The following is a 13,358-nucleotide window of genomic DNA, read 5'->3' as shown; positions in this document are numbered from 1 at the left end:
TAGTCAATAAAAGTATTTGTACTGAATCGTCCGACTATCACGCAGTGGATTCCCTGTAAGCGGCTTGTTTGTAAATACATCGACGATGTAGAAATCACACTGCTGCTCTTGTGTTGTTCGTTCCCGCATTGATGAGAACTCTCACTCTTACTTAATTACTGCTTATCCTTTACATCTAGAATTTATATTTTCGATAGGCGGCTCATCACACGGTACGACTGCTTTTAGGCGACTCTTCGACTTCTATCTCATCACTTTACGATGGATCTCACCTATTCGATACCGTACTATCTGACTTTATTATGATATTTTGTTATGTGTATATTGCTGAATCACACCTCTGCATCGCAATGGACATCAGGACGAAAGAGACAGAGCAGAAAACTCGGTATATTTTATTACGGCATCTTAGATGTTGAAAATACTTGTGAAGCCCTTCTTTCACCGATCGAAGCAGATGTGAGTGTGTATACCGCGCGGTAATACGAGTCCGAAGAGAGTCGTGCTGTCGGAACTGTACGACACCACACCGCCAATAATATTCAGCATTGAATAGCACGAATGTATAATTTATTCCGTATATAGCGAGAGAATTGCTCTGAGAAGAGTTGTTATTATCGGTATGAATTTATTTACTCTTTTGTTGGGTGTCGTACTCCCATTCGATTACCAATCCAGCCGGAGACAGCAGTAAAGAATCTGTGATGGAGCGCCAACCAACTGGTAGACACCGATCAAGCACTGTTCTCGGGTCGAATTAGCCTTTCGTTTCGAGTGTGTTTAATTACACGCGTACCGTTGTAATGCGCTGAACCGATGACCGTGCTGATTTTCCTCCGATCCTCTGCTGTGTCGTATCGCAGTCGTACTCTCTACTCACAACCGATCATCGAGCGAGCACACGATACGGAGACCCTACCCCCGACCAATTGGGTTTGACCTCCGAACGTTTCTCGACCCTCTGCAATCATTCGACAACCGTGAGGGTTTCTCTTTGGGCGATCTGTGATGGTATTCGTTAGAACTTTCTACTCGGAACCACAACCAATGGTAATGGATCACTTCGAATCAATTTCGCTCGAAGATCTCCAGCAGGCCCTTGATACTGTCGAGGGAAAGAAACCGACTAAGCGGCTGCTCGCGGCTATTGCGTACAAAAACGGTATAACGCAGACCGAACTCGCTGAGTGGTATGGGGTACAGCGTAGGACGATTTACAGCTGGCTCAAACGGCTCGAAGAGCAACCGCTTACAGAGGCCGTTCACGACGCGCACAGATCCGGTCGTCCCCGGAAACTCTCGTCACAACAACAAGACGGATTGAAACAGATCCTCCATCAGCCACCACAGCAGGTCGGATACGACGCTCTGACGTGGTCGCCAGAGCTCGTCAGTCAGTACATCGACGATATCTTTGGCGTCGATTACTCACTACCGAGCTGTCGGCGGTTGATGAAAGAAGCTGGTCTGCGCTATCGGACAGTCCGACAGTCCGCGACGAGCGACGATCCGGACGAGTTAGCGAGCAGCGACACGAAACACTGGCTTCCACCGTAATCGTCGTGTCAGTGTGAGGATCGGCGAACGCGACTAAACGGTTTTTTATTGTTCCATCCCTGACCGTCGCATAATGACCGCATACGACTATGAGGAGGTTGGTCTCATGTCCGGATTAGAGATCCACCAGCAGCTCGATACAGCCACGAAACTCTTCTGTGAATGTCCAACAGTTCGACGCGAGCCGGCAAATGCGACACGACAGATCACTCGGTATTTACATCCTACTCGGAGCGAACTTGGCGAAATCGACGAGGCTGCGCTCGAAGAGAGCCGAATCGAACGTGAGTTCACGTATCTCGGATATGATACGACATGTCTCGTCGAGGAGGACGATGAACCACCACATCGAATCGACGAGGAGGCACTTTCGGTGGCGCTCGAAATAGCGAAGCTCCTCGATATGAACCCCGTCGATCAGGCACACATCATGCGTAAGATCGTCGTCGATGGTTCGAACACGTCCGGGTTTCAGCGGTCTACTCTGATCGCTACTGATGGACAGATCGAAACCGACGACGGTCCAGTGACGATCACAGACCTTCTCATCGAAGAGGAGAGCTGCCAGCGCGTCGAGGAGACAGATGCCGGTGTCACCTACAGCCTCGATCGGCTCGGCATTCCGCTCGTCGAGATTGGAACCGGGCCGGACCTCCGTACACCGGAGCAGGCACAGGAAGCCGCCGCTACCATCGGCATGCTGCTCCGATCGACAGGGGCAGTAAAGCGCGGTCTCGGCACTATCCGGCAGGACGTGAACGTCTCGATCGAGGATGGGGCGCGTGTCGAACTAAAGGGTGTCCAGAGTCTCGACGACATCGCAGCAATCGTCGAAAACGAGGTAAAACGGCAGGTTCACCTGATCGAAATCAGCGAAACCCTTCAGGAACGAAGCGCGAGCGTCGGTGATCCCGTAGACGTAACGGGCGTGTTCGAGGACACTGACAGCGGCGTCATCGCAAGCGCGAACGCAGTACGCGCTGTTCCGTTGTTTGGCTTCGACGGTCTCGTTGGTCGTGAGATACAGTCCGACCGACGCCTTGGTACCGAATTCTCCGATCACGCTGTGCGAAGCGGCGCGGGCGGCGTCTTCCATACCGACGAGCTACCCGCCTACGGCGTCACACAAGACGAAGTTGATGCGCTCCGCGAGGCTGTCGGTGCAAGCGAGGACGATGCAGTTGCGCTGGTCGCCGCACCAGAATCGATCTCCACGCAGGCGATCGAGGCAGTTGCCGAACGAGCTCGTGATGCGATTACCGGTGTCCCCGAGGAGACGAGAGGCGCGAACCCCGATACGACATCGGAGTATCTCCGACCGCTCCCTGGGGCAGCACGAATGTACCCCGAAACGGACGTTTCGCCGGTCAGTATCGACCCTTCGGATGTCCAGACGCCCGAGTTGCTCACCGAAAAGCGCGAACGCTACGTCTCCGATCTCGATCTCGATTCGACGCTCGCAGAACAGGTCGCCTATGGCCGCTGGATGCCCGTTTTCGAACGAGCAGTCGAACAGGAAATCGATCCGACGCTCGCTGCACGGACGCTCGAAGGAACCATCACAGAACTACGACGAGACGATGTTCCGGTGGAAACGTTGCGCGAGGAGCATCTCATTGAGACGCTCGAACTCGTCACCCAAGACGAACTCGCAAAGGAAGGTGTCACCGACGTGCTGACCGTGCTGGCGAACGAGCCGGATCTAACTGCCGACCAAGCCGTCGACGAGGCCGGTCTTTCCGGTGTCGACGACGAGACTGTGCGAACGACGATCGCCGAGATCGCAGAGCGCAACGAGGGTCAGATCCGTGAAGAAGGAATGGGGGCGTTTTCTGCTTTGATGGGTGAGTGTATGGGAGCCCTCCGAGGGAAAGCGGACGGCGAGCTGGTGAGCAGCATCCTCCGTGAAGAAATCCAAAAACGAACCTGATCATCCGCCGTGCTGTAGAATTTACTCCCCATCATCGCACACATCCCGGTGAGTGTGTACTGGGCCGTCTGTGGTGGTATGGAAATGGATGATTACTGAATCGATAGGCTCGGGATAGAAAACGTGTATTCGTTGCTTACTGTGCACTACGTCTCTTCGTGTTTGTATTTGTGTTGTCTTTGGAGCTGATTCTCAGCGATTGGTTGTGTGTTCTACTGGTGCGTTGAGCCGTCGAATGTACATTCGAAAACGAACCGTCGATCGTATCAATCGTGGGTAGCGTGAGGGCCACGGTTGACGACACATGACGACACTCTCGGAAGCTCTGCTTCGATCTGCTGTGGACAAGACGGCGATAGATCGCGGATGATCAATTGTGCACGTCCCGAACGCTGTTTCCATCACGAACCTTGTCTTCGCAGTTCGGGCAGACGCGAGGGTTGGCGATACCATCGGGGGTAAAGACACGCGCGTACTGTCTCGACACGAATGCATCACAGTTCTGGCAGTGAGGCATGGATGGTGTGATGTGGGGTAACTTCATATTGATAGTGCTTGCAGTATCATCATCCTCCTTTGGGGGATGTATGATGAAATAAAGCGATATATTCGAATACTCAAATGGGATGTAATAGAGTATCGAGCGGGATCTTCGTGAGTCATCGTATAACGGATTGAGAAGAACGCCACGAATTAGTGATGATCGAACGGAAGATATGGTTCGTCGAAGTCTATGTGCTGATTCGTGTTCCGCGTGGAGCGAACGTTTTTGTGGGTTCCCTGAGTGAGCTATTGGTAACACACTCACAGTGAGGAACTCACGGTCTGAACGCTATCCGGGGATTGTCGCTGATGTTCTGGAACGTTCGCTGGGATGTCGTCTGTCCGCTCGTATCCATCTCGATTCGTCGACAGCGCACCGCTCCCGCGTCGAAAGATGGACTCAGGGCAGTCTTCCACAGGGGCACAGAAACGTTTACGAGCTATGAAACGAATAGAGCGACGATAGGTGGCGCATTCATCGGCGTAGCGTGATGTGGTCGCTGGGGTGTGTTACTACGTGGATGCTATGACACGAGGCAGATCAACGGTCGAGAACGCTGTTATCGAATCGGTGGGACAACTAGCATCTCTGTCTACAGGGACACGACAGCGGATGCAAATGGCGGCAAACGGACTCCGACATCTATCGAAACCGTCGGTGGCTGACTGGGTGTACAATCGCTCGCATATTTCGTCGCTTTGTTCGTGGTTGTTTGCAGGAGAGTTAGAGGCGTTACAGCAGTTCAATCCAACGGCTGGATTCGTTTCCACGCCGATCGACGGGATCGGTGCGGGCTTCACTGCGACGGGTCGATTGAGCACGCTCTTGTTTCCACACACTGGGTTCACCCATCAGATACCGTTTTACGTCAGTGGTCGTGGCCACGAGCAGCAATCTAAGCCGATGGAAGGTGGGTTCGCCGGGATCGAACTGGCGAACGAACGAACGTGGTTCTGGGACGATGGCACCGGACACGAGATCGAGTACCGTGGCCACTCCGGGATTCTCGACATTACGGCTGCTTGTGATGACTTCGTGGTCACCGAGTCCGCCTACGTCTATCCCGGTTCGGAGACAGTCGTCCGCGATTTCACACTCGAAAACACGGCAAAAGAGCGCCAAACGTGTTCTTTTGTTTACCACACGCGTGCAAACGTGAACGACAACGATCAGACGTTCGCTGTCTGGAACTCGAATATAAACCGTCTCACAGGGTCGGACGATCTCCATTGGGACGACGTCCAAGGCCCGTACGAGCTCCGAATCTGGTCAAACGCCGATCGAGTCCGTACTGAGACCGATGGAGCGCTCTCTCTCGGGAACAGTGCTGTTGGGAAGTATCTCAGCGGGCGATTGCTGGTCGATGTTACTCTCCCTCCGGGGGAAACAGAGGATATCTCGGTGTTCATCAGCGGTACATCTGGGAGTGCACAGCCGACTGCAACACCGTCGATACTCACCGACGCCGATCAAAAAGAGCGACAGGAAGCCGTTGAATCGTGGTGGGAGACGTGGATTTCAGACCTTGAGCTGGAGAATATTCCAGATTCATTCACCGATCTGTACGTCCGCTCTGCGGTCACACTCGGAAAACTCATCGATCCTAAATCCGGTTCGCTCTCGGCCTCTCCGAATCTGCAACCGATGTACTATCCGTCGTGGATTCGAGACAACGCGTTTGGAGCCGTCGCGCTCGCACGGATGGGGAAACCGGAACCGGCCAAGGAGCTTCTGGCCGGCTTCTGTCCTGCTGTGCAAGAATCGGATGGCTCGTTCAGGCAGTGCTACAACAGCAAGGGAGGGTTCACCGGAATCATTGCTGTCGAAAACGATCAACAACCATTGTTCGTGTGGGCAGTCGCGGAGGTCTATCGAGAAACCGGTGACGAGCAGTTCGTCGAGAGAGCGTGGCCAGCGGTTGAACAGGCGCTCGACTACACAATTGATGTGATCGACGGAAATGGTCTGCTCGCAGCGTCACCCGATATCGCAGAGTATCCCTCTGATGTCCGCCAGAGTCTCTGGACGAACGCGTTTGCCTATCGAGGCTTTCAGGACGGAGCGATGCTCGCCGAACTGCGAGGCGAGGATGGAACGCCGTACCGGCGCGCCGCTCGAATCGTCGGCAATGCGATCAAGCGTGAGCTGTTCGATCAGGGACCGAGTAATCCCTCTCGTCTCGTGATGAACGGCGGTAGCGAAGTCATGCTGTACGATGCCTGTGCCATCTATCCGACCGAGTGGGCCGACGCGTACGACACAGATGATCAGCTGTTCGCTGAACTGTCCCATATGGTTGGCTCAGCGTGGGACGATTGGGTTCCGGCATCGTTGATGTCGGCCGCGATGTTCTACTCGCGTGGCGATCAGGAGCAGGGTGATGCGTTGATCAAAGAGATGAGCAACGAAACGACCGAGACGGGATATCTCGTCGAAACGAGAAGCCAAGATGGTTCCTACTACTTTGCCTCTCCACTAGCGTGGTCGCACGCTGCATTCATCTATGCTCTCGCAACGATGTATCTCGATTGAACTGAAAATCGAATGAATCGCAAATTTCGTCTTTTCTCCCTCCCGACGCAAACTCCTAGTCGAGGTTGACCGTTGGCAGCCGAGACGATGGCACTGGTGATGTTTCCGACGACTTTGACTCCGTGCTTGTTGTTTCGTCGTCGGTATCGGGTTCGATCGATGCTGGGTGAAGCACTCGCTGGACGAGTGTGTCGTGACCACGCCGGAGACGTTCGGAGAGCGCCTGGTGAGAAATACCCATCTCGACAGCGAGATCGTCGAGAACGATGTCGCGCGGAACCTTGAAGTATCCATGTTTGTAGGCGGTAACGAGCGCCTCGTACTGGTCAGCTGTAAGTCCGAGTGGATCGGGGCCGTTACCGTCCCACGTCTCAACGCAGCTCACGTCCAGCGAAAGATTGTGGTTTGTGCAGAATTCGTCGAGTCGAGAAAGAGCATCCCGCGTCGGAAAGAGAAGTCGAAACGTCCAGCGTTCTTTCGTGGCAGCGCCAGAGAGGACAAGCGCTTCTGTCGCTGTCAGCATTCGGACGAGCAGGGTCACCCGGCTGTTCCAGCTGATATAACACAGCGCTTCTTCTCTCCCATGAGTCAGCACCTCGAACTCATCGACTGTCGGATCATCCTCGAGTGCTGCTTCGAGTGGTTCGAGATCTGCCCCACGGAACCTGAGAAGCGGTGTGACTGCCTTGTCACCGAGTGCCGCTATTCGTTCACACGTGAGCGAGATGCCAGAGATACTGCTCAACGTTTGATTCAAGGCGAACTCGTCGGTGGGGAGATGGCATGTAATATGAGTTGCCATAGTATGACAGTAGTCGTACTTCGGGCGTATATATTTTGTTACCAAAAAATTAAATCATAAATTATACCAACCTGACACAAAAATGACTGTGTGTTGATAGAACAACTTCGTGCCTACGCTGGCCACGTATCCCGCAGTGGCATTGTTGGAACCGCGTATTGTTTATCTTATGTGGTGAGTAGTATCTGATCAAAATCGTTTACAACTAAGCATTATCGATTGGTAGGAGCAGACTGCCGTTCTTCGGAGTGAAATGACGTTTTGACTATCGAGTCTCCCTCCGTGTGCAGTATCAGCGACGATACTTCATCATTGTTGATATCGTGCACACGAGTCTACGTGAGACCGGGATGATCCCGGGGGGTTTCGCCCCATTTGATCCATTTGAACGGGTTTACTCGATTACGTCTTTATCACCCGATGATTGCGGCTCGAACATCTTGTCACGGTCTCTCCCACGCACGTGAAGAAATACGTTCTGGTGTTTCACGACATGACATCCATTCGATTTTTCACCGTATGGTATCACCATCTCCACCCAGTACAGTATCGGTATTCGCAAGGTAATTCCTTTTATACGATATTGTCTGTACTCTCGTCACTGCAGCCAGGTGTGAGACGAGTGAGTGATACGTATTCAGACAACTGTCTCTTGGAATTTTCTCGACCCTTTCGGTCACTGCTACTGTTTATCTTCCCGTAACCGATGGCACGCAGCTCTCATCATCTGCGCTTTTTCCTCAGATCGTGCCGATTTACGCCTGTCGGCAGCGCTGTGAAAACGATACAACGCTTCTCACTTCAAACAGAGAGTTAGTTCGCGTTTACTATCCGTACTGTCTGCCACCAGTTGAGCAACCCGTTGTAACGAATGAGCTATATATCTATTGTGCGTTACTGTCTCCAATATTTTCACACAAACATTACACGTGTATGCCTGTAATTGCAGGGAGAGCGTATTAGTGGTGAGTTTATTTCATCCAATCCTAGTGAATATACCGTCGCCGTGGTGCTATGAGTTGGTCAGTTTAAGCGATACTCGGTGAAATGAGTGAGGAAGTGAGATCATGTTACTTCGTTGAAGTGTGGTGCCGTGAACGCACTGTGTAGTAACAACCGAATATTTTTCGGCTTCGTTAATTTCCTACGTATGCGATACGGTGCCGGGGTAAATCGACTCACTGGGTCGTTAGACCGACTGAAACATTGTTGGCGGGATCACTCCTGATTTATTAATCTCTAGTCGGTCTCCGATTTCGACGATCTCGATAGAGCGGGGATATTCGTACGAACGGGCGTGTTCGTGCAACACCTTTGGGTCAGCACCAACGCCTTTCCACATATCATAATGTGATGGGAGAAGACGAGTGAGACCAAGCGCGTTCGCAGCCTCAATGATCTGATTTTCATCATTGTACCAGTCAGTCGTTTCTGCTGTGTTCGAATCGAGTTTGTAGACGTTCCCAACCGTGCCAAGCGCTAGCGCCCCGAGGTCGATATCGAACTCTCTGGCAAGATCTTTGAACGCGTCTGCAGGACGGGAATCACCAGCGTGGAAAAACGTTCCCGATGTGTGTTCAACAACGTACGAGACCGGTTCGATAGCGTCTGGGTCATTCGCTTCTCTGACGTTCACCGTGAGATCACCGATCGTGACGTGATCGCCCACCTCAATAACGTGCTTTTGATCGTCTGAGATGAGCATATCGCCATCGTAATCCGGCTTGTCGTATGCTGCTTTGGGTGCATAGAGGTCGGCCTCGAGTGTCTCCACGAGCGGCCCATAGGACGGCGGATGCATGTGATCGATGTGTTCGTGCGTAACAAGCACTGCATCACACATCGTCGCGTCCGTCGGAGCCATCGGTATCGGAAGCATCCGTATCGTCTCCGGTGCTGTTCCACTCCCAAAATACGGGTCGATGTAGACTGTCGTCGATTTGGTTCGGAGAATAAAACCGTTACAACCGAGATACCAGATCGACAGTCCGTCCGGATCGACGGCTTCTACCTCATCGTTGATGAACCACGTTCCCCAGTTGGACTGAACCATGACACGTCGCTTTGGGGTCTGACCAAATAAATATCCCCTCCCCTATTCGATCGGGTTCTATCTGTGCACTACGTTATCTGGACTATCAGCTACGGATGCCATCGTTATCTTAGATTCCAGTTTGGAACAATCATCAAATAGTTACGTTTGGACAAAGAATGTATTCCGTTGGTATACCGAATTGGGGTTCACGTTGAACAACGTCCGTCCCTACTGATCTCACTCAGACATCCACAGCAGGCAGTGATCTCCTTTCTTCTGAGTCGGGTTGTTCGTTCATGAGGCTTGTGAGGTGATCCCACACCGATGTTACCGGACCATCGGATCCCGAAAAGGGAACGATCCATTCGAGTGTGTCGTTGTGTCGGGCTGTAAGGACCAAACTGGGGAGTGTAATGAACTCATGAGTCTCGCCCGTTATAGCTGAGTGGATCGTTCGGGTCTCAAATCCACCTTCGAGTGTTACATCGTGCTCATGGGCCCACTGTCTGAACTCGACGATACGACTGCGAATGAACGCTCCCTCGTCTGTCCGGGTGGTAATTGGATTAGTACTCATGCGTTCACCCCAGACAGTCACTGTATACTCATCAACACACCCATCAGCCCGTAACCGATTGAGTTGATCGAGTACTTCGTCGATTCGAACACCCATATCACTCGATGACAACGACCGGACAAACAATTCGAGCGTACGGGAGGGTGCGGTCGTATCCGACATGATTCGTAGAATCAGGAGACAACCAGAAAAAGATTACTTGCGCTTACTTCCTCAATAGTTATCAGCGGTGTCAGTAGTTCTGGATCGGTTGTCGGTGATTCTCTGCCAAAAATAATTTTTCGTTGACGTTATACGCCTTCTGCTTCGAGATATTCATCCTCCCACTCGTTGCGGGCTTCGATCTCACGCTGCCCGCGTCGAGTCACTTCGTAGTAGTTGGTGCGTCGGTCTAACTGTCCCTTTTCGACCAGCCCCTTTTCGACGAGGGTATCGAGATTCGGATATAGGCGGCCGTGATGAATCTCTTTTTCGTAATAGTCTTCGAGCTCATCTTTGATCGCGAGACCGTGTGGTTCTTCACGACCAGCAATCACGTACAGCAGGTCACGCTGGAAACCAGTCAAGTCGTGCATATGCCTACGTTGTATCCGTTCACAAATAAGTCTATCGTTGGGGAATACAAGAAACTCCTTGGCACACCGAGAATGATGGATATACTACCGATTGTCGCCCGATTCACGAATGCATCATGCTGTCCTCTGAGTTTAATAACAGAAAATTGACTAAGACCGTTTAATACCGGGGATTGTCTATTTGGTTAATGTGGACTTACTGGTATATCGTCAAAATTTCCGACCAGTAGTTGGTCGGTTTCGTCTACCGAATCGTATCGACAGTACCGGTATCGATACTGTTTGCTTAGTTCCTATCAAAAAACCCACCGATAAATGTTTCTCAATTGATCTTTCGACGGATGTCGAGTACACTTTGCCGGTTTGATGCACTCGTAATCGAGATGCTGCAACGTATTCAGATGATTCGAGAACATTGATTCTCCCGTTTACAAAGGAGTTATTCATCGTCAACGTCAATTAGAGACTTCGTTACCGTGAATATCTCTGCTAATCACTCACTGAATTTTCAGTTGTTCTTGATGTATCTGCTTGCGATAGCAACGTTGATTTCCCATTCGTTACTTTATCTCTTCGATCACTCACGTGTCGACTGTTAGTTGTTCGCTCTGTTTTCGTTGCCAACAATTGTGTGGACAGTTCGAGGAAACTGTTGTACCAAGCAAAGTCGCTGATGCTGTGATCGATCATTATGACTCAGACCCAGTTATTCTCTCGTAGAGGCCTGTGATGAGTGGTTGAGACCTACCGGATCCTATTACCGTACTCTCAATGCTACTGCAATCGTATTGTATAAGAAATCAAATAAGATATCTCGAATCCCATGATGATGATGAGTTGAAGCATGGCCCACCTATCGATTATGTGTGCTCAAGTGAAGAGATAATATGACTGTTCGTATATCATTTTATTTTATGTCGTAATCAGAAATGAATGGTTCTGATACAGATAGAAGATATAACATATATCGGACTATTGTAAATACAGAATTAAAAAATTACTGCCACCACCGTCTATTTTGCCGATTATAACGTTCAGTAGTCTTCCATGATATGTTGAAATAATTATTAGAAATAGTATACTCTGAATTTCATAATTTCGATCTTAACATATTTCAGTCACTTTATACCACAATGGTACTCGTGATTCGAAGTCACACAGCCATCTCTGCATTTCTATTAGCACGTGCATCGAATCCATTATGGTTATAAAATTTGAAATTCAATGAGAAAATACATTTCGGACAGACACTACGACGAGGAGGTGATTTCCTATTTCGGTAGCGGAAATAATCTTCTGTCCGATATATTCGGTCATACTCGGATTCAACGATCGCACAATTAAGAGTGTTGACGGAGATAGGGCACAATCTTCTCACGAATCGTTTCGGCTCTCCGCTCTGTCGTTGCGTCACTCGGCCAGTCCGTTTCACTCCACGTTGTCACCACTGTTCCCGAGGCGAAGATTTCGCCAGTTTGGTCATCGTGTGTTCCAGCGCCCAACTGGTGCATTTTCTTCGCCATTTCATCGACGATATCAGTCTCTTGATTGGCGTCTGACGTCTCGCGGGATGTTGCATACGCTGTCTCTTCTGTGAGATCAATTGATGTCTGTTGCCGTGAGTGAATGCCACTCTCGTTATCTTTCCGGTCTACCGAATCTGACTTGTTATCCAGATCGTGCTCCCACACTCTGCGTTCTGCAGCAATTGGGACTGTGTCGTAAAATTCGTATCCACCGTCTGTGTCGGTGTTTGTTATCTCTCCGATGAATTCTGGTATCCGTCGATCTACGTCGTCTCGTGTCGATTCGACTGCGAACTGTCCGTTTTCGAAATAGAAGACACGAGAGCAGACCGCTGCCGATTCCGTTCCTGATTCTCTGTGATTCCTGGTGTTTTTCGCGATAATCGTTCGACTCTCTGTCTGTAACTGGTATTGGAAATGACAGTACGAGTATTCGTCGTGAGCATCTCCGAGAAACGCAGCCTGACCGCTTTCACTACCGCTCGGTGAAACACTGTCTGTGATTTGATTTTGTTGATCGATTTTTTTACCGCTTTTGCCCATCGCTTTGACCGCGTCGTAAACGTCTTTTGAAGAAGGAAGTGAGGCGTTCGGAAGAGTTATCTCTCCGAATTTGAACCGTTCTGATTTAGACATTGGTTCTATCAACCTGATTGTTCCGCCAGTATTAAATTTTTCCATACTGGATCGAGAGTAAAGATCGGATACTACTGATAGCTCTTCGAGTCATCAGCGAGAATCGTCATTCGCTAGCGTTCGGAATATTCTATAAATATTAATTTTGACACGTATTTTCATTTAGGAGTGTCGAGAGACAGGTATCTGAGGTAATCAGACGGCGTATAGCACAGTTTTATTGCAAAAAATACACTATTATTATCTATCGATGATGTTTTCATGAATATAGGGTCGGCGTACTCGTTCGTCCTTCGATGATGTCTCGATTTAGTTGTTCGTGACGAGGAGCGATCGACTGCTTTGTGCTTGTGAACTATCCACGAATCTTTATTCTATTTGTGATTAACCGGATTTGAACACAGTCTGCTGACGGTTTATTTTACTCCGGGGTCTGGAGACTGGATACTGTTATCGGAGAACGGAGAAACAGTCGAAGAGATCTCAGTTGAGACGAATAAGACATTCCAGTCTACACAGAGGGAGGCACCGACCGCTACCGAAAAATAACCGCTTCGTGATTGAGGACGTACTGGCCGCACATGGCCGGTATCCTGTTGAACGACAACAAATAATCTTTCAAAGGACATTGTATTAATTTGGAG

The 13,358-nt window shown here is 50.3% G+C and carries 9 protein-coding genes and 1 pseudogene; 4 read left to right on the top strand and 6 right to left on the bottom strand.

Annotated features, from left to right (window positions below):
• Nucleotides 1-1,053 precede the first annotated feature (1,053 nt).
• Nucleotides 1,054-1,518: pseudogene (locus MW898_RS14525) on the top strand (IS630 family transposase); the annotation flags it as partial.
• Nucleotides 1,519-1,630: 112 nt separating this feature from the next.
• On the top strand, nucleotides 1,631-3,487 hold the full coding sequence (gene gatE, locus MW898_RS14520) for a Glu-tRNA(Gln) amidotransferase subunit GatE (protein ID WP_248908486.1): 1,857 nt from the start codon (nucleotides 1,631-1,633) through the stop codon (nucleotides 3,485-3,487).
• Nucleotides 3,488-3,857: 370 nt separating this feature from the next.
• On the opposite strand, the gene MW898_RS14515 is transcribed toward gatE, so the two are convergent.
• Entirely contained in the window at nucleotides 3,858-4,004 is a 147-nt protein-coding gene (locus tag MW898_RS14515; protein WP_248908485.1) for a DUF7563 family protein, read from the bottom strand.
• A gap of 335 nt (nucleotides 4,005-4,339) precedes the next feature.
• Between MW898_RS14515 and MW898_RS14510 the strand changes: the two genes are divergently transcribed.
• Nucleotides 4,340-4,522, top strand: coding sequence for a hypothetical protein (locus MW898_RS14510; protein WP_248908484.1), 183 nt, complete (start codon nucleotides 4,340-4,342; stop codon nucleotides 4,520-4,522).
• Nucleotides 4,523-4,556: 34 nt separating this feature from the next.
• The gene (locus MW898_RS14505; RefSeq protein WP_248908483.1) at nucleotides 4,557-6,563 is read left to right on the top strand and encodes a glycoside hydrolase family 15 protein; all 2,007 of its coding nucleotides are present in this window, start codon (nucleotides 4,557-4,559) and stop codon (nucleotides 6,561-6,563) included.
• A 55-nt stretch (nucleotides 6,564-6,618) separates the two neighbouring features.
• On the opposite strand, the gene MW898_RS14500 is transcribed toward MW898_RS14505, so the two are convergent.
• The 5 genes from MW898_RS14500 to MW898_RS14480 form a co-directional block, all read right to left on the bottom strand.
• The gene (locus MW898_RS14500; protein WP_248908482.1) at nucleotides 6,619-7,365 is read right to left on the bottom strand and encodes a helix-turn-helix domain-containing protein; all 747 of its coding nucleotides are present in this window, start codon (nucleotides 7,363-7,365) and stop codon (nucleotides 6,619-6,621) included.
• A gap of 1,189 nt (nucleotides 7,366-8,554) precedes the next feature.
• The gene (locus MW898_RS14495) at nucleotides 8,555-9,418 is read right to left on the bottom strand and encodes an MBL fold metallo-hydrolase (RefSeq protein ID WP_248908481.1); all 864 of its coding nucleotides are present in this window, start codon (nucleotides 9,416-9,418) and stop codon (nucleotides 8,555-8,557) included.
• Nucleotides 9,419-9,641: 223 nt separating this feature from the next.
• The gene (locus MW898_RS14490; RefSeq protein WP_248908480.1) at nucleotides 9,642-10,139 is read right to left on the bottom strand and encodes an HTH domain-containing protein; all 498 of its coding nucleotides are present in this window, start codon (nucleotides 10,137-10,139) and stop codon (nucleotides 9,642-9,644) included.
• Nucleotides 10,140-10,267: 128 nt separating this feature from the next.
• Nucleotides 10,268-10,552: a PadR family transcriptional regulator gene (locus MW898_RS14485; RefSeq protein WP_248908479.1), complete on the bottom strand. Its 285-nt coding sequence runs from the start codon at nucleotides 10,550-10,552 to the stop codon at nucleotides 10,268-10,270.
• Nucleotides 10,553-11,892: 1,340 nt separating this feature from the next.
• Entirely contained in the window at nucleotides 11,893-12,714 is an 822-nt protein-coding gene (locus tag MW898_RS14480) for a hypothetical protein (protein ID WP_248908478.1), read from the bottom strand.
• Nucleotides 12,715-13,358: the final 644 nt, after the last annotated feature.

The organism is Halocatena marina, from assembly GCF_023276375.1.
Classification (GTDB): Archaea; Halobacteriota; Halobacteria; order Halobacteriales; family Haloarculaceae; genus Halocatena; species Halocatena marina.
This window is presented reverse-complemented; position numbering and strand designations above follow the sequence as displayed.